The organism is Saccharothrix coeruleofusca (assembly GCF_017876325.1).
Taxonomy (GTDB): domain Bacteria; phylum Actinomycetota; class Actinomycetes; order Mycobacteriales; family Pseudonocardiaceae; genus Actinosynnema; species Actinosynnema coeruleofuscum.
On record NZ_JAGINV010000001.1, the window covers coordinates 6,272,403 to 6,289,024 of the forward strand.

Consider the following 16,622-nt stretch of genomic DNA (forward strand, 5'->3'; position numbering starts at 1 on the left):
CTGAAGCAGCGGAGGACACCATGACGTCAACAGGAACGACCTGGCGCAAATCCAGCCGCAGTCAGAACCAGGGTGAGTGCGTCGAATGCGCGGTCACCACCACCCGCGTCGGCGTCCGCGACTCCAAGAACCCCACCCCCACCCTGGACTTCCCCCGCTCCGCCTGGACGGATTTCCTCCGCGCGCAGCGCTGAGTCCCTAGGCTGCTTTCCGTGGAACACGCGGACTTCGTGCGACAGCTCCGGACCCAGTACGACGCCCTGCTCACCGCCGCGCGCTCGGCGGGCCCCGAGGCGCGGGTGCCCACCTGCCCGGAGTGGACGGTGCTCGACCTGTGCCACCACCTCGCGGGCACGCACGCCTGGGCGCTCAAGGCCGTGCGGACCGCCCCGGACGCGGAGCGGCCCAAGCCCGAGGAACGCCCCCGCGACTGGGACGAGCTGCTCAAGTGGTGGCAGTTCACGTTCCAGGAGCTGGAGGACACCCTCGCCACCGAGAGCCCGCTCAAGCCCTCCTGGACGTTCACCGGCCCGAACAACGCTGGTTTCTGGGCACGCAGGCTGGCGCACGAGACCGCCATCCACCGCTTGGACGCCGAGCACGCGCTGCGCGGACCCGAGGTGCCCACGCTGCTGTTCGACACCGCCTTCGCCGCCGACGGGGTGGACGAGTACCTGACGCGGATGCTCGTGCGCGCCGCCGAGCGCAAGCCCGTCGAGCGCGGGGGCCGCCTGCTGTTCCACGCCGCCGACGCCCAGCGGACCTGGCAGGTGGAGCTGGCGCCGGGCGAGGCCCCGCGCGTCGGCCCGGTGGTGGACTCCGGCACCGCCGAGGACGTCACGGTCGCGGGCACCGCCGACGCGGTCTACCGGGCGGTGTGGGGCAGGCCCAGCGGGGCCGTCGTCACCGGCGACCGGTCGCTGTTCGAGTCCCTGCCGCGCGCGTAGCGGGCACCGGGGGATACTGCCTGGGTGCCCCAGCCTGAACGCCGCTACGTGATCACCTTCGGCTGCCCCGACCGCACCGGCATCGTGGCCAGGATCTCGTCCTTCCTGGCCGAGCACGGCGGCTGGATCGTCGAAGCGGCCTACCACACCGACCCGGACACCAACTGGTTCTTCACCCGCCAGGAGGTGCGCGCGGACTCGCTGCCGTTCGACGCCGACGAGCTGCGCGCGCGGTTCGCCGAGGTGGTCGAGGAGCTGGGCGGCCAGGCCAACTGGCGGGTCACCGACACCGGCGAGCGCAGGCGCGTGGTCATCCTGGTGTCCAAGGAGGCGCACTGCCTGTACGACCTGCTCGGCCGGGTGACCTCGCGGGAGCTGGACGTGGACGTGTCCGCCGTGGTCGGCAACCACGCCGACCTGGCGGGCATCACCAGGGCGCACGGCATCCCGTTCCACCACGTGCCGTTCCCGGCCGACGACCCGGCGGCCAAGCAGGCCGCGTTCGCGCGGGTGCGCGAGCTGGTCGCCGAGCACCAGCCGCACGCCGTGGTGCTGGCCAAGTTCATGCAGATCCTGCCGCCGGAGCTGTGCCAGGAGTGGGCGGGCCGGGCGCTGAACATCCACCACAGCTTCCTGCCCTCGTTCGTCGGCGCGCGGCCCTACCACCAGGCCCGCCGCCGGGGCGTGAAGCTGGTCGGCGCGACCTGCCACTACGTCACCGCCGACCTGGACGCCGGGCCGATCGTGGAGCAGGACGTGATCCGGGTCGACCACGCCGACTCGGTGGCCGACATGGTGCGCAAGGGCCGCGACATCGAGAAGGTTGTGCTGGCGCGCGGGCTGCGCTGGCACCTGGAGGACCGGGTGCTGGTGCACGGAAACCAGACCGTCATCTTCTGACCTGCGATTTCACTCCGCTGGAAAAAAGTTCGAACCGATCCGGGACCGCGCTCGTGCTCCCGGTGTCCTCACGATCGGCAAACAACCCCACGGAGTAAATCCCATGCTGCGCAAGCATGTCGCGCCCCTCGCTGCTCTCCTGGCCGCCGGTGCGCTCGCGTTGTCCGCCTGCGGCACCACTGGCTCGGCCCAGCCGTCGCCGTCGTCATCGCCCTCGCAGCAGCAGGAAACCGGCAGCTCCGGGGACGTGTCGCTGCTGTCGGGCACAGCCAGGTCGAACAAGGCCGACGAGCAGGCGGGCGATCTCGCGCCGGATTCCGCACCCCGGGAAGTGAAGAACAAGTGGGTGCAGCTGCGGGCCGCCCAAGCGGGCGAGCTGAATCCCGTCGTGGTGAATGGCGCGGGATTCACGCTGTACCGCTTCGACAAGGACACGGCCAACCCCTCGAAGTCCACCTGCAACGGCGACTGCGCCAAGACCTGGCCGCCGGTGACCATCGCCAAGGGCGGCAAGGTGTTCTTCAGCGGCATCAAGAAGGCCGACATCGGCGCGGTCACCCGTGACGACGGCCAGCTCCAGCTCACCGTCAAGGGGTGGCCGGTCTACCGGTTCAACAAGGACGCCAAGCCCGGCGACACCAACGGCCAGGGCGTGGGCGGCACGTGGTTCGGCGTGCGCCCGGACGGCCAGAAGGCCGGTGACGCGGCCAAGCCCAGCACCCCGGCCACGGCCCCGAGCAGCGCGCCGCCCGCCGACGACGCCGAGCTCGGCGACCAGGTGACCCTGTTCACCGGCAAGGACTTCGACGACTTCAGCGGCAACAACTTCGCCACCGGCATCACCGGCCCCGGCTGCAAGGACATCCGCGGCACGTTCCTGTCCGCCGTCCCGTCCGGCCCGGTGAAGCTGTGGGCCGAGCCCGGCTGCAAGGGCACCTCGGTGGTCGTCGACGACGACGCCCGCGACCTGACCGCCCTGGGCTTCCCCAACGGCCCGAAGTCCGTCCGCTTCGCGGGCTGACGTGAAGACCGCGGTTGTGGCGGCGGTCGCCGCCGCGGCGCTGGCCGGGTGCGCTCCGCAGAGCGTGCCCGGCACGGCCGTCGACTCCCCCCGGCTGGACCCCACCAAGGTGGCGGGCCTGGCCATCACCACCGGCGACAGCGGCCTCAAGCCCGGCGCGCCCGCACCGGACCGGCAGGCCCAGAACTCCGACGGCGGCCGGATCGACCAGCTCGCCACCGCCGCCGTCGCCGACGTCGAGCAGTACTGGGGCAAGCGCTTCCCCGAGGTCTTCGACGAGGACTTCGCCCCGGTCGGCAGGCTGGTGTCCTACGACTCGCGCGGCCCGAACCAGCGGCTGTGCGGCACCGACACGGCGGGCCTGGTCAACGCCTTCTACTGCTCCGGCGAGCAGGACCTGGTGGCCTGGGACCGCGGCGAGCTGCTGCCGTCGCTGGACGACATCTCCGTGGTCGCCGTGCTGGCGCACGAGATCGGCCACGCGGTGCAGTTCCGGCTGGGCGTGGACGGGCAGACCCCGACCATCGTCAAGGAGCAGCAGGCCGACTGCTACACCGGCAACTACTTCCGCTGGGTCGCCGAGGGGAAGTCCCAGCGGTTCCAGCTGTCCACCGGGCCGGGGCTGAACCAGATCCTGGCCACCCTGTTCGCCATCCGGGACTCGGCGGGCACCACCTTCGACTCCGCCGGCGCGCACGGCACCGCGTTCGACCGGGTGACCGCGTTCCAGTTCGGCTTCGCCGAGGAGCCGGGGCGGTGCGCGGAGATCGACTTCGCGGAGATCCAGCGGCGCAGCACGCAGCAGGCGTTCGGCGAGGCCGACAAGGACCAGGGCTTCGGCCGGGGCAACATCAAGGTCGACGACCAGCAGGCGCTGGCCGACCTGCGCGACAGCCTGGCCGCCGCGTTCCCGGACGTGCCGGTGCGCTTCGACGCCTCCTGCCGGGGCACCTCGCCCGCCGCGTACTGCCAGGGCGCGGTGGGCGTGGACCTCAGGGCCCTGGTCGGGGTGAGCCGGATCGGCGACTTCGCCGCGTTCGGCGCGGTGGCGTCCCGGTACGCGCTGGCCGTGCAGGACGCCGCCGGGCTGCCCGTCGAAGGTCTGGTGGCGGGCCAGCGCACCGCGTGCCTGACCGGCCTGTGGGCCTCGACGATCGTGCGCGGCAAGGGCGCGGCGCTGGAGCTGTCGCCGGGTGACCTGGACGAGGCCGTGGTCGAGCTGCTCAGCCGGAACAGCCTCATCGCGGGCGACGTGCGCGGGCAGACCATCCCGTCCGGTTTCGCCAGGGTGGAGGCGTTCCGCGAGGGGTTCCTCACCGGTTCCGCCGACACCTGCGCCACCCGGTTCCGGCCCACGTAGGCTGCGCCGGTGCGCACCCAGATCCTCGACGTCGACCAGGCCCGCGAAGCGGGCGACCTGCGCGGCGCGGTGCTCGTCGGACTGGACCTCAGCGGTGTCGACCTGCGCGTGCCGCTGGACGGCGCGCTGTTCCTCGGCTGCGCGCTCAGCCCGCTGACCCGGCGGCGCGCGGAAGCGGCAGGCGCGCTGGTCTTCCCCGCCATCCCCGACCTGCCCTACGAGGTGTACCGGTCGCGGCTGTACACCCCGGCCGAGCTGTTCGACGGCTTCGACCCGGCCCGGCCGGAGTCCTACGGCGACACCCTGGACGCCCGCGCCTACCGGCACAGCAAGCAGCAGGGCCACCACCCGGACCCGCTGCACGCGCTGGCCGAGCGGCTGCACGACCACGCCATCACCGAGGCGCTGGGCGACGCGCTCACCGGGTCGCCGGTGGCGGTGATGGGCGGGCACGCCCTGGGCCGGGACACCCCCGGCTACCGGCGCGCGGTGGCGCTGGGCGCGGCGCTGGGCGAAGCCGGGTTCACCGTGCTGACCGGCGGCGGACCGGGCGCGATGGAGGCCGTGCCGCTGGGCGTGCGGGCGGGCGTGGACGAGTCCGTGCTGCGCGACCTGGCGCGCGTGCCGGGGTTCGGCCACGACGCCGAGTCCATCGGCCGCTGGATCGCCGCCTGCCCGCCGCTGCCCGAGTTCGACCGGCCGCGCACCATCGGCATCCCGACCTGGTTCTACGGCCACGAGCCGCCCACCCCGGCGTGCGAGCTGCACGCCAAGTACTTCGCCAACTCCGTGCGCGAGGAGGGCCTGCTGACCGTGGCCACCGGCGGCATCATCTACACGCCGGGCAGCGCCGGGACCGTGCAGGAGGTCTTCCAGGACTACACCCAGAACCACTACGGCTCGGTGGGCCCCGCCGCGCCGATGGTGTTCCTGGGCAAGGAGTTCTGGGTCGACGAGATCCCCGCCGCGCCGCTGGTGCAGCAGCTGGCGCGCGGGCGCGAGGCCGAGCGGTGGGTCCTGGTCACCGACGACGTGGCCGAAGCCGTCGCCTTCCTCACCGACTACGCCAGCACCCTCTGACGCCCGCGAGTCGAACGCTCAGAACCCCCGAGTTCAACGCTCAGGACAGCCACGCCCGCCCCCGGCGTCACCCACCTATGGGCGTGTCGGGCATGCCGCCCCCGCGAGTCGAACGCTCAGACACCCCGAACTCAACATTCGCGCACCCGACCCGCACTTTCGCCCCCTGACACGCCCTTCCGCCGCACCTCGGGTAGTAGGTACCGGCGCTCGCGGCGGCCTCCGGTAGTACTTGCCGACGCACCACCGACCCGCCCACGTCGGGTAGTAGGTACCGGCCTTCCCAACCCCGTCGGGTAGTACTTGCCGACGCACCAGGCGCGCGCGAAGCGCGCGCAGCGGGGGCGGCGCGACCCGCCGTCCTGGGCGACCTGCCGCGCGGCGAGCGCACCTTTGTGCTGGATAACCCGACACGAACGTCGAACTCAGGGCACCTGAGCGTTCGACTCGCGGTACCTGAGCGTTCGACTCGCGGGTCAGCGGGCGAGGGCTTCGACGACCTCGGCGCCGGGGAGCTTGGCCAGCACCTCGCCGGGGATGAGGATCTTGCTGCCCCGCACGCCCGAGCCGATGACCAGCTCCGGCGCGGCCGCCACCTCGGGCGACAGCAGCACCGGCCACTCGGCGGGCAGGCCGACGGGGGTGATGCCGCCGTACTCCATGCCGGTCAGCGTCACCGCGTCGTCCATCGGCGCGAACGACGCCTTGCGCGCGTCCAGCCTGCGCCGCACCACGCCGTTGACGTCGGCCCGCGTGGTGGCCAGCACCACGCACGCCGCGTAGCGCACCGCGTCACCCCGCTTGCCCGCGACGACCACGCAGTTGGCCGACGCCGACAGCGGCGAGCCGTAGTGGGCGCAGAACTCCGCCGTGTCGGCCAGCGAGGGGTCGATCCCGGTGACCGCGAGCCGGGCCGCGTCGGCCGGGTCGAGGGCGCGCAGCGCGGCGGCCACCGGCTCGGCCACCAGGTCCAACCGGTCCAGCGCGGGGACGGGCGTCAGCGATCCAGCGATGCTCCACACGACACCCATCCTGCCGGCTCGCCTTGACGTTGACGCAGCGTCAAGCTCTACCGTCGAACAGGCGGAGGAGGCGGGATGGCCTGGTCGATCACCGAGGTGGCGCGGATGTCCAAGGTGACGTCGCGGACGCTGCGGCACTACGACGCGATCGGCCTGCTCACGCCCGCCCACGTCGGCAGCAACGGCTACCGCTACTACGAGCGCGAGCAGCTGCTCAGGTTGCAGCAGATCCTGCTGCTGCGCGACCTGGGCCTCGGCCTCGACGCCGTGGCCGAGGTCCTGGACGGGCGGCACCGCGTGGTGGACGTGCTGCGCGCCCACCACGCGTGGCTGCGCGCCGAACAGGAGCGGCTGGCCCGGCTGGCGAGCACCGTCGCCCGGACCATCGAGGAAGTGGAAGGAGGTGCGGAAGTGGACATGGCGGAGCTGTTCGACGGCATCGACGCCGACCGGCAGGCCCGGTACGAGGCCCAGCTGGTCGAGCGCTTCGGCGAGGGCGCGCGGCAGCACATCGACGAGGGCAGGCGCCGGATGCGCGGCTGGACCAAGGCGGACGCGAGCGCGTACCTGGCCGAGTGGGAGGACATCACCAGGGCTTACGCGGAGCTGTCCGGCGCGGGCGTCGCGGTGGACGCGCCGAGGGCGCTGGAGCTGACCGACCGGCACTACCGGTGGATCTGCCGCAGCTGGACGCCCGACCGGGAGTCCTACACCGGCCTGGGCAGGCTCTACGTCGACGAGCCCGAGTTCAGGGCCCAGCTCGACGCCCACGCCGAGGGGGTCGCCGAGTACGCGCGCGACGCCATCGCGGCGTACGCGCGGGTTCGGCTGTGACACTCGGCTGCGGGGAGCTGCAGATCCCCGCAGCCGGGTGGCACGGGCCGGCTGTCACAGGCCGAAGGCCGTCAACGCCTCGCGGTTGAACGCGGGCAGGTCGTCGGGCGTGCGGCTGGTGACCAGCGTGTAGCCGTTGGCCGGGCAGACCCGGACTTCCTCGTCGGCCCACTGGCCGCCCGCGTTGCGGATGTCGGTGGCCAGGCTCTGGAACGAGGTCAGCGCCTTGCCCCGGATCACGTCCGCCTCGACCAGCAGCCACGGGCCGTGGCAGATCGCCGCCACCGGCTTGCCCGAGCGGGTGACCTCCTGCACGAACCGCACGGCGTCGGCGTTCATCCGCAGGAAATCCGCGTTGGCCACGCCGCCGGGGATCACGACGCCGTCGTAGTCGGCGGGGTCGGCGTCGGCGTAGGCCAGGTCCACCTCGAAGGTGTCCGCCGGGGTCAGGTGGTGGAAGCCCCGCACCTCTCCGAGCTGCGGCGCGATGAGCCGGGGCAGGCCGCCCGCCTTCTCCACCTGCTGCCAGGGGTCGGTCAGCTCGACCTGCTCGATGCCCTCCGTGTCGACCAGGAACGCGATCTTCTTCTGTTCGGCCATGCCGGTCGGCTACCCGGCCAGGAAGTCGGTCAACCACCGCCGGACCGGCGCGCGGTGCGCCAGCCAGGAGGGCACCAGCTCCAGCCGCCCGCGCGGGAACGCCGCCGCGACCTCCTTGGCGACCTCCTCCGGGTGCAGCGGGTCCTCGGTCGCGCCGATCACGAGCACGGGGGCGCGCACGCGGGCCAGGAGCGCGCGGTCGGGCACCGCGGTCTGGCCGGGGAGCCGGGCGAGGGCGTGGTCGAGGCGGGCGAACGCGGCGCGGCGCTGGGCCTGGTACTCGGGTGGCCCGCCGACGGCGGTGATGGCCTCCTCGCGCGGCAGCGCGGGGCGCGGGGTGTCCAGCACGGCGGGCAGGAGGAGCACGACGCGCTCGAAGGCGTCCGGCTGGTCGGCCAGCAGGGACAGCAGCGCGCCGGAGGTCAGCGAGACGCCGACGGCGCGGGTGGCCCCCGTCCCGGCGGCGGCGGCGCGCAGGTCGGCGGCGATGCGGGGGTAGGTCCAGTAGTCCGGTTCGGGGTCGGGTTCGTCGCCGTGCCCCGGCAGGGTGACCACGACCCTGGTCCCCGGCACGCCGGAGGTGGGCAGGCGGGCCTCGCCGGGGGTCGCGCCGAGGCCGTGGCCCACCAGGGTGACCGGCGAGCCGGTGCCGTGGCGGTGCCAGGTCACCACCTCGCGGTCACCACCTGGGGCCGCGCTGGACCTCGATCAGCCTTGGCCGGACGTCGACGATGTAGACGGTGACCGCGACCAGCCCGGCCAGCCAGAACATGCCGCCCGCGCCGTAGAGGTGGAACAGCAGCAGGGCGAACGTGCCGCCGCCGGTGATGCCCAGCCACGCGGGTTTGGTCAGGCGCTCCGCCGCCGTGTACGCGTCCGCCCGCTGCGACAGCGCGTGCGCGAACGCGAACACGCCGGTGAACAGCCCGGCGTAGTGCACGAAGAAGAGGACCCAGAAGTCGAGGTACTCCAGGCTGAGCGGTGGGGGCAAGAGCAACACGGGTTCCAGACTACGTGCGCCGGGCGCGCGGGGTACACCCGAAACGGGGCGTCCCTGGTGGGACGCCCCGTTCCGGTGGGCTCACTCGGCGGTGTCGGTGGCCTTCTTGGCCGTGGCGCGGGCGGTGCCCGTCGTCTTGCGGGGAGCGGCCTTGCGGGTGGTGGTGCGCACTTCCTGCGCCACGTCGCCGCCGACCTCCTCGACCTTGACGGCCAGCTTCTCGGTGGCGTCGTCGACCTGGTCGGCCACCTTCTCGCCGACCTCGCGGGTGCGGCGGGTGACCTTGCCGAGCACGTCGTCGGCGGCGTCGCGGACCTCGTCGGTCGCGGTGTCGACCTGCCGCAGCGCCTCCTGGACCTGCGGCTGGGTCTTGATCTTCTCCAGCGCCTGCTCGCCGTGCTGGGCCAGGTACTGGTAGAGGTTGAGCGCCGACTGGGTGTAGGCGTCGACGATCTTGCGCAGCTCGGCCGGGTCGAACTTCTCCTTGAGGTCCTTCAGCTCGGTCGGCAGGTCGCGGCCCGCGGTGCGGGCGGCCTCGGCGCGCTCCTTGGCCTTGGCCAGCGCGTCGATGACGGCCTTGGCGGCCAGGTCGCCCGCGCCCAGCGCGGCCAGCAGCGGGGTGCGGGCGGCGGCGGCCACCTGCTCGCCCGCCTTGCGCAGCTCTTCGGTGGTGGGCAGGTTCGGCATGGAGCTCACTCCTCGGGCTTGGGTTGGGTGGCGGTGTTCTCCCGCCGGAACGACTCGTAGACGTCGAGCAGCACCTGCTTCTGCCGCTCGGTCAGGTCGGGTGCGGTGGCGATGGCGTCGGCCAGCGCGCCGCCCTCGCGCTGCTCCAGGAAGCCCGCTTGGACGTAGAGCGCCTCGGCCGAGATCCGCAGCCCCTTGGCGATCTGCTGGAGGATCTCCGCGCTGGGTTTGCGCAGGCCCCGCTCGATCTGGCTGAGGTAGGGGTTGGACACGCCCGCGAGCTTGGCCAGCTGGCGCAGCGAGATCTTGGCGGTGCTGCGCTGCTGGCGGATGTACTCGCCGATGTCGCGGCCGAGGTCCGCGACGGCCTTGTCCAGCGGCTTGTCCACTCGCGCACCTCCTCGGTCCGACTTCCACGGTACGGCGAGGTGCTAGCAGCTGCAAGCGGAGTGCTTGCAACCTCGGCGTGTGCTCGACCACACCGGCGTTACGGTGGGGGCGTGGACTTGGCGACGGAGCTGCGCGCACGGCTGGTCGACTCCCTGGTGGACGCCGGGGTGCTGCGCGATCCCCGCTGGGTGCGGGCGTTCCGCGAGGTCCCGCGCGACGTGTTCCTGCCGGGCTTCTTCGTCCAGCGGCACGACGGCACCTGGTCCGCGATGACCCCGGACTCACCCGACTGGCTGACGGCGGTGTACCGCAACCAGGTGTGCGTGACCCAGCTCGACGGTGACGACTCGGCCTGGGAGCGGGCCCGGCGCGGCGGCGCGGTCGGCGTGCCCACCAGCTCGTCGAGCATGCCGACGATCATGGCGATCATGCTGGAGGCGCTGGAGCTGGACGAGGGCCACCGCGTCCTGGAGATCGGGGCGGGCACCGGCTACAACGCCGCCCTGCTGTGCCACTTCCTCGGGCAGGAGCGGGTCACCACGGTCGACGTGGACCCCGGCGTGCTCGCGCGGGCCGCCCGCCACCTCGCGCTCGCCGGGTACCGGCCCGCCTGCGTGCTGGGCGACGGCGAGCGGGGCTGCCCCGAGCGGGCCCCCTACGACCGGGTGCTGGGGACCTGCGCGGTGTCCCGCGTGCCGACGGCCTGGCTGGCCCAGACCCGGCCCGGCGGGCTGGTCGTCACCACGCTCAACCGGGCGCTGGGGGCCGGGCTGGTCCGGGTCGAGTCGGACGGGGCGGGCGGCGGGGTCGGGCGGGTGCTGCGGGAGGACGGGCGGTTCATGCCGCTGCGGGCGCACGCCCCGACCTGGTCCCGCGCCGCCCTGGAGCACGCCCGCACCGCGCCGCCGGAGGACTCGCGGACCACGGAGCTGTCGGCGCGGTCGGTGGTGGAGGCGTCCAGCGGGTTCGAGTTCTTCGCCGGGCTGGTGCTGGGGGACGTGGTGGTGGGGTTCGACCCGGTGCGCCTGGCGCACCCGGACGGGTCGTGGGCGCGCCACCGGCACGGCGTGGTCGAGCAGGGCGGTCCCCGGCGGCTGTGGGACCTGGCCGAGGAGGGGTACCGCCGGTGGCGCGCCCTGGACCGGCCCCGCAGGCAGCGCTTCGGCATCACCGTCACGCCCGACGCGCAGTGGTTCTGGCTCGACGCCCCGGACTCACCGCACCGCTGGCCGCTCTGACCCGCTCCACCCGCGCGGCGTCAGTCGAACAGCTCTTCCAGGAAGCTGCGCCTGCGCGGGTGCCCGTAGTGGCCGGGGTAGCCGGGGTGACCGCCCCCGTACGGCGACGGGGCGGGCACTCCGGGGGGAGGCGTGCCCGGCGGCGGCTGGTACGGCGGCGGTGGCTGGTACGCGGGCGGGGCACCAGCGGGCGGGGCGCCTGGTGGCGGGGCGTCGACGGGCAGGGTGGCCGTCGGGGCTGGCGCGGCGGGCGGCTGGGCGTAGTGCTCCCGCTCGGCGGCGATGATCTGTTCCAGCTCGCCGCCGTCGAGGAACACGCCGTGGCAGTTGTCGCACTGCTCGATGTGGACCGCTCCACGGGTGAGCGTGCGCATCAGGTCCTGGCACTTCGGGCAGATCACGCGATCGAGGGTACGCACGGCGCGGGGCGCGACACAGGGGTAGCCGCGTCGACACCGGCGGTGACCGGTGAGCCATGATGCCGGGGTGTCCAGTTTTCGCCAGCGCGCCGTGCTCGCGGGGTGCGTGCTGGCCGCCCTCCTCGCGGCGGCCGGCCTGTTCGCCACCGACTACGGCATCGACCCCGACCTCTGGCTGATCGTGCTGGCCCTGGGGTTCGTGCTCTTCCTCGCCGCCCTGGACCCCTGGCTGCACCGCCGCAAGGCCGCGGGCCTGGCCACCGACGCCAACCTGGCCGCCGCGCGCGCCGCGCTCGCCACGGCGCTGCGCGGCCAGTGGACCGAGGAGTTCACCGCCAGGGGGCTGCGCCGGGGCGAGCTGCTGGACCTGCACTGGAGCGCACCGGAGCCGCCGCTGGGCGACCAGCCCGCCGCGCCGCCGGGACGCAGCGACGCGGTGGTCGAGGCGTTCGAGCGGCAGCCGCGCGGACGCCTGGTCGTGCTGGGCGAGGCCGGGGCGGGCAAGAGCACCACGGCCCTGCTGCTGACCATCGGGCTGCTGGAGCGGCGGGGCGACGGCCCGGTGCCGGTGCTGCTGCCGCTGTCCACCTGGGACCCCGACGCCGAGGACGTGCGGACCTGGATGACCCGGCGGCTCTACGAGGACCACCCGGCCCTGCGCAACACCGAGCTGTACGGCAGCTACGCGGCCGACCTGCTGGTGGAGCAGCGGCTGGTGTTCCCGGTGCTCGACGGGCTGGACCAGCTCCCGGCGGCCAAGCGCGCGGACGCGCTGGCGCGGCTGAACCGGGCGTTCCCGCCCGCCACGCCGCTGGTGCTGACCAGCCGGGTGGCGGAGTTCGCCGACGCGGTGGCCGCGGCCGGTCCGGTGGCCGGGGCCGACGTGGTGCAGCTGCACCCGCTGGACCACGAGGAGATCGCGGGCTACCTGCGCGCCTCCACCGACCCGCTGCACGCCGCCCGCTGGGAGCCGATCTTCCTGCACCTGCGCGCCGAGCCGGACGGGCGGCTGGCCGAGGCGCTGTCCACGCCGCTGGCGGTGTGGCTGGCAGGCGTCGTCTACGGCTCCGGCGAGCCCAGCGAGCTGCTGGACCGCAACCGCTTCCCGGACCGCAGGGCCGTCGAGCACCACCTGGTGGACGCGCTGGTCTCCGGCGCGTTCGGCGACCGCGCGGTGGCCCACGACGTGCGCGCCAGCCAGGTCTGGCCGCGCGACAAGGCGCACCGCTGGCTGACCTTCCTGGCCACCCACCTGCACGCGCGCGGCATCCGCGAGCTGGCCTGGTGGGAGCTGCGGCGGGCGGTGGGCCGCACGTGGCTGGCGCTGCTGGGGGCGCTGGCGCTGGGCTCCATCGGCGGGTTCGGGGTGGCCTGGCTGATGGCCTACGCGAGCACGCCGGACCTGGCGCCGCTGACCGGGCTGGTCGCGGGCCTGCTGGTGGCCGCCGCCGCGCTGTCCGCGTCCCGCCAGCGCACCGCCAAGCCCCGGCTGGGCGCGTGGCGCAGCCTGCTGCTGACCAGCGCCGTGCTGGGCACGGCGGCGGGGCTGGTGTTCGGCGCGCTCTACGGGCTGTCCGCGGGCCTGGTCGTCGGGCTGGGGCTGGCCGTGGCCACCGCGCTGCGCTTCGCGCTGGGCAGCGCGGCCGAGCTGACCCAGCCGTCGAGTCCGAAGTGGACGATGGCGCGGGACCGGGTGGCCACCTGGACCGGGTCGCTGGTGCTGGCCGTGGTGTTCGGCGCGGCGGCGGGGCTGGTGTTCGGGCCGCACCAGAGCGGGATGGTGGGCCTGGGGCTGGCCTCCGGGCTGCTGCTGGGCTTCGCGCTGAGCGTGCTGCACCTGCGCTGGTGGTGGTTCACCGTGGCGCGGATCTGGTTGGCGCTGCGCGGGAAGCTGCCGTGGGAGCTGATGGTGTTCCTGGACGACGCCCGCAAGCTCGGCGTGCTGCGCCAGGCGGGCGCCTGCTACCAGTTCCGGCACGCCCTGGTCCAGGACCGGCTGGCGGGCGCGCGGGAACCGGTGCGGTCACAGGCTTAGCCGCGCCAGCCTGCGCAGCGCCTCGTCCAGCACCTCGTCCCGCTTGCAGAACGCGAACCGGACCAGGTGCCGCCAGCGGTCGGGGTGGTCGGTGAACACCTGCACCGGCACGGCGGCCACGCCGATCCGCTCGGGCAGCTCCCGGCACAGCCGCGCGCCGTCGGTGAAGCCCAGCGGGCGCACGTCGGCGGTGATGAAGTAGGTGCCCTCGCACGGCCGCACCGCGAAGCCCGCCTCGGTGAGCCCCTCGGCCAGCCGGGACCGCTTGTCCTGCAACGAGGTGCGCAGCCCCTCGACCCACGCCAGCTCGTGCCGCAGCGCGTGCGCCACGGCGGGCTGGAACGGCGCGCCGCCCACGAAGGTGAGGAACTGCTTGGCCGCGCGCACCGCGGCGACCAGCTCGGCGGGCCCGCAGACCCAGCCGATCTTCCACCCGGTGCAGTTGAACGTCTTGCCCGCGCTGGAGATCGTCACGGTCCGCTCGGCCATGCCGGGCAGGGTGGCCAGCGGCACGTGCTCGTGGGCGTCGAAGACCAGGTGCTCGTAGACCTCGTCGGTGATCGCGACCAGGTCGTGCTCGACGCACAGCCGCGCCACCTCGGCCAGCTCCGCGCGGGTGAGCACGGTGCCGGTCGGGTTGTGCGGGGAGTTCAGCAGCAGCGCCCTGGTGCGCGGGCCGATCGCGGCCCGCAGCGCGGCGACGTCCAGGCCGAGCCTGCCGGTCTCCGGGTCCTCCACCAGGCCCACCGCGCGCCGGGTCGCGCCCGCCATGGCCACGCACGCCGCGTAGGAGTCGTAGTACGGCTCGACGAGCAGCACCTCGTCGCCCGGCTCGACCAGCGCCAGCAGGGTGGCCGCGATGGCCTCGGTCGCGCCGACGGTGACCAGGACCTCGGTGTCCGGGTCGTAGTGGGTGCCGTAGCGGGTGCGGTGCTCGGCGACGGCCTGCCGCAGCTCGGGCACGCCGGGGCCGGGCGGGTACTGGTTCGCGCCCGCGTCGATGGCGTCCTTGGCGGCCTGGAGCATCCCGGCCGGGCCGTCGGTGTCCGGGAAGCCCTGGCCCAGGTTCACCGCCCCGGTGCGGGTGGCCAACGCGGTCATCTCCGCGAAGATCGTCGAGGTGAACGGCCGCAATCTGGGGACAAGCGCTGGTACCCGCACAACCGGGAATCTTCACGGACAATGGCGGGGTGGAGCAACTGACGGCGGCTGACCAGCTCAAGCGGCGCGACCTGCGCCGGATGAAAATCGTGGCCACGCTGTTCTTCCTGGCGGCCACGGTGGTGTTCCTGGTGTCCCTGCTGTTCGAGGACGACGGCCCGGCCTGGGTGGGCTACGTGCGCGCCGCCGCGGAGGCGGGCATGGTGGGCGCGCTGGCCGACTGGTTCGCGGTGACCGCGCTGTTCCGCAGGCCGCTGGGGCTGCCGATCCCGCACACCGCGATCATCCCGACCCGCAAGGACAGCTTCGGCGACGCGCTGGGCACGTTCGTCGGCCAGAACTTCCTGGCCGAGGACGTGGTGCGGGACAAGCTGCGCCGGGTGGGCATCGCGCGGCGGCTCGGCGGGTGGCTGGCCCAGGAGGACAACGCCGAGCGGGTCACCTCGGAGGTGGCCAACGTGGCCAAGGCCGCGGTGACCGTGCTGCGCGACGACGACGTGCAGGCGATCGTCGAGCAGGCGGTGGTGCACCGGCTGGTGGACCGGCCGTGGGGGCCGCCGCTGGGCAAGCTGCTGGGCCAGGTGCTGGTCGACGGCGCGCACCACAAGCTGGTGGACCTGGTGTGCGACCGGTCCTACGACTGGGTGCGGGACAACCACCAGCGGGTCATGGACGTGGTGTCCAACCGCGCGCCGACGTGGTCGCCGAAGTTCGTGGACTCGCTGCTGGCGGACAAGGTCTACAGCGAGCTGCTGAACTTCGCGTGGGCGGTGAAGACCGACGTCAACCACCCGATGCGGCAGGCGGTGGACCACTTCCTGATCGAGTTCGCCGCGGACCTGCAGCACGACCCGGCCACCATGCGGCGGGCCGACCAGGTCAAGCAGCAGGTGATCGACCACCCGGACGTGCAGCGGGTGATCGGCTCGGCGTGGGGCACGGCCAAGCGGATGCTGCTGGACGCGGCCGAGGACCCGTCCAGCGAGCTGCGCAAGCGGGTGCGCGAGGGGCTGGTGTCCTTCGGCGCGCGGCTGGTGTCCGACGAGGCGATGCGGGCCAAGGTCGACGGCTGGCTGGAGAGCGCGGCGGGCTACGTGGTGAGCAACTACCGGGACGAGATCACCACGCTGATCACGGACACCGTCGAGCGCTGGGACGCCGAGGAGACCTCGCGCAAGATCGAGCTGCAGGTCGGGCGGGACCTGCAGTTCATCCGGATCAACGGCACGGTGGTGGGCGCGCTGGCCGGGCTGGTCATCTACTCGATCGGCCAACTGCTGGTCTGAACGCGCGACTCGCGGTGTCCGAGCGCTCGGTTCGCGGTCTCCGAGCGCTCGGTTCGCGGGTCAGGTGATGCTCAGCGCCCTGGCGCGCTCGCGCCAGTTGCGGGCCTTCTCGCGGTTGCCGCAGACCTGCATCGAGCACCAGGTGCGCGAGCGGTTGCGGGAGCGGTCGTAGAAGGCCGAGCCGCAGCCCTCCGCCTGGCAGAGCTTGAACCGCTCCCACGAGCCCAGCACGGCCAGCCTGGCCGCCGCGCCGAGCACCGCGCCGACCGCTTCCGCGCTGGCCAGGGTCGGCACCCCGTGGCTGAGGTCGACGGTGATCACGCCGGTGGCGGGCAGCGGGTCGGGCCGCTCCCTGGGTTCGCCGAGCGAGTGCCGCAGCGCCGCGCGCACGGCGCGGACCTCGTCGAGGTCCCCCGCCTCGCCCAGGTCGCGCTCGGCGACCCACGCGCGCCACGAGGCCGCGCTGTCCAGCACGTCCGTGCCGAGTCCCGGATCTCGGGTGTTGAGGAAGGCGAGCAGCAGTTCCACATCGTGTTCCGCATCGCTGACTCGACCGTGCGCCATAGCAGCGTGGTCCAAGCCGGCCGCCAGACCAGTCACCCTTACCACTGTAGGCGTCGCCGCGACCTCGTGTCGCGACCT

19 protein-coding genes are annotated in these 16,622 nt (G+C 73.6%); 10 read left to right on the forward strand and 9 right to left on the reverse strand.

Features of this window, described 5'->3' with window-relative positions; translation table 11 throughout:
* Positions 1–20 precede the first annotated feature (20 nt).
* The 6 genes from JOF41_RS28595 (at position 21) to JOF41_RS28620 (ending at position 5,308) form a co-directional block, all read left to right on the forward strand.
* On the forward strand, positions 21–194 hold the full coding sequence (locus JOF41_RS28595; RefSeq protein WP_209623176.1) for a DUF397 domain-containing protein: 174 nt from the start codon (positions 21–23) through the stop codon (positions 192–194).
* Between the two features lie 18 nt (positions 195–212).
* The gene (locus tag JOF41_RS28600) at positions 213–947 is read left to right on the forward strand and encodes a maleylpyruvate isomerase family mycothiol-dependent enzyme (protein WP_209623178.1); all 735 of its coding nucleotides are present in this window, start codon (positions 213–215) and stop codon (positions 945–947) included.
* A 24-nt stretch (positions 948–971) separates the two neighbouring features.
* Complete coding sequence (purU, locus tag JOF41_RS28605; protein ID WP_189223996.1) at positions 972–1,847, forward strand: formyltetrahydrofolate deformylase; 876 nt, start codon at positions 972–974, stop codon at positions 1,845–1,847.
* Between the two features lie 103 nt (positions 1,848–1,950).
* Positions 1,951–2,868 (forward strand): hypothetical protein, encoded by a 918-nt coding sequence (locus JOF41_RS28610; protein ID WP_209623180.1) that lies wholly within the window; start codon positions 1,951–1,953, stop codon positions 2,866–2,868.
* 1 nt (position 2,869) lies between these two features.
* Positions 2,870–4,228 carry a neutral zinc metallopeptidase gene (locus JOF41_RS28615; RefSeq protein ID WP_209623181.1) on the forward strand — a complete coding sequence of 453 codons (1,359 nt, stop codon included), beginning with the start codon at positions 2,870–2,872 and terminating at the stop codon, positions 4,226–4,228.
* A gap of 9 nt (positions 4,229–4,237) precedes the next feature.
* On the forward strand, positions 4,238–5,308 hold the full coding sequence (locus JOF41_RS28620; RefSeq protein WP_209623184.1) for an LOG family protein: 1,071 nt from the start codon (positions 4,238–4,240) through the stop codon (positions 5,306–5,308).
* Between the two features lie 476 nt (positions 5,309–5,784).
* Here JOF41_RS28620 and JOF41_RS28625 read toward each other — a convergent pair whose 3' ends face one another.
* Positions 5,785–6,339 carry a YbaK/EbsC family protein gene (locus JOF41_RS28625; protein ID WP_189223990.1) on the reverse strand — a complete coding sequence of 185 codons (555 nt, stop codon included), beginning with the start codon at positions 6,337–6,339 and terminating at the stop codon, positions 5,785–5,787.
* A gap of 66 nt (positions 6,340–6,405) precedes the next feature.
* On the opposite strand from JOF41_RS28625, the gene JOF41_RS28630 reads away from it, so the two are divergent.
* Positions 6,406–7,164 carry a MerR family transcriptional regulator gene (locus JOF41_RS28630; protein ID WP_189223989.1) on the forward strand — a complete coding sequence of 253 codons (759 nt, stop codon included), beginning with the start codon at positions 6,406–6,408 and terminating at the stop codon, positions 7,162–7,164.
* A gap of 54 nt (positions 7,165–7,218) precedes the next feature.
* On the opposite strand, the gene JOF41_RS28635 is transcribed toward JOF41_RS28630, so the two are convergent.
* The 5 genes from JOF41_RS28635 to JOF41_RS28655 all read right to left on the reverse strand — a co-directional run bounded on the left by JOF41_RS28635 (position 7,219) and on the right by JOF41_RS28655 (position 9,840).
* Complete coding sequence (locus JOF41_RS28635) at positions 7,219–7,764, reverse strand: type 1 glutamine amidotransferase domain-containing protein (protein WP_189223988.1); 546 nt, start codon at positions 7,762–7,764, stop codon at positions 7,219–7,221.
* A gap of 9 nt (positions 7,765–7,773) precedes the next feature.
* Positions 7,774–8,433: an alpha/beta fold hydrolase gene (locus JOF41_RS28640; RefSeq protein ID WP_189223987.1), complete on the reverse strand. Its 660-nt coding sequence runs from the start codon at positions 8,431–8,433 to the stop codon at positions 7,774–7,776.
* 10 nt (positions 8,434–8,443) lie between these two features.
* The gene (locus JOF41_RS28645; protein WP_189224293.1) at positions 8,444–8,737 is read right to left on the reverse strand and encodes a DUF2516 family protein; all 294 of its coding nucleotides are present in this window, start codon (positions 8,735–8,737) and stop codon (positions 8,444–8,446) included.
* Between the two features lie 108 nt (positions 8,738–8,845).
* On the reverse strand, positions 8,846–9,451 hold the full coding sequence (locus tag JOF41_RS28650) for a hypothetical protein (protein WP_189223986.1): 606 nt from the start codon (positions 9,449–9,451) through the stop codon (positions 8,846–8,848).
* Between the two features lie 5 nt (positions 9,452–9,456).
* Positions 9,457–9,840 (reverse strand): helix-turn-helix domain-containing protein, encoded by a 384-nt coding sequence (locus tag JOF41_RS28655; RefSeq protein WP_189223985.1) that lies wholly within the window; start codon positions 9,838–9,840, stop codon positions 9,457–9,459.
* A 111-nt stretch (positions 9,841–9,951) separates the two neighbouring features.
* Between JOF41_RS28655 and JOF41_RS28660 the strand changes: the two genes are divergently transcribed.
* Entirely contained in the window at positions 9,952–11,079 is a 1,128-nt protein-coding gene (locus tag JOF41_RS28660; RefSeq protein ID WP_209623186.1) for a methyltransferase domain-containing protein, read from the forward strand.
* Positions 11,080–11,099: 20 nt separating this feature from the next.
* On the opposite strand, the gene JOF41_RS28665 is transcribed toward JOF41_RS28660, so the two are convergent.
* Entirely contained in the window at positions 11,100–11,480 is a 381-nt protein-coding gene (locus tag JOF41_RS28665; protein ID WP_209623188.1) for a TFIIB-type zinc ribbon-containing protein, read from the reverse strand.
* An 85-nt stretch (positions 11,481–11,565) separates the two neighbouring features.
* On the opposite strand from JOF41_RS28665, the gene JOF41_RS28670 reads away from it, so the two are divergent.
* Positions 11,566–13,533: an NACHT domain-containing protein gene (locus tag JOF41_RS28670; protein WP_307867555.1), complete on the forward strand. Its 1,968-nt coding sequence runs from the start codon at positions 11,566–11,568 to the stop codon at positions 13,531–13,533.
* Here the strand turns inward: JOF41_RS28670 and JOF41_RS28675 are convergent.
* Positions 13,522–14,694 (reverse strand): pyridoxal phosphate-dependent aminotransferase, encoded by a 1,173-nt coding sequence (locus JOF41_RS28675; protein WP_209623192.1) that lies wholly within the window; start codon positions 14,692–14,694, stop codon positions 13,522–13,524. The two genes, JOF41_RS28670 and JOF41_RS28675, sit on opposite strands and share 12 nt — an antisense overlap.
* Before the next feature lie 80 nt (positions 14,695–14,774).
* On the opposite strand from JOF41_RS28675, the gene JOF41_RS28680 reads away from it, so the two are divergent.
* Complete coding sequence (locus JOF41_RS28680) at positions 14,775–15,980, forward strand: DUF445 domain-containing protein (protein ID WP_189224292.1); 1,206 nt, start codon at positions 14,775–14,777, stop codon at positions 15,978–15,980.
* Positions 15,981–16,040: 60 nt separating this feature from the next.
* Here the strand turns inward: JOF41_RS28680 and JOF41_RS28685 are convergent, their stop codons facing one another.
* Positions 16,041–16,508, reverse strand: a complete 468-nt coding sequence (locus JOF41_RS28685; RefSeq protein ID WP_229795753.1) for a CGNR zinc finger domain-containing protein — start codon at positions 16,506–16,508, stop codon at positions 16,041–16,043.
* Positions 16,509–16,622 lie beyond the last annotated feature (114 nt).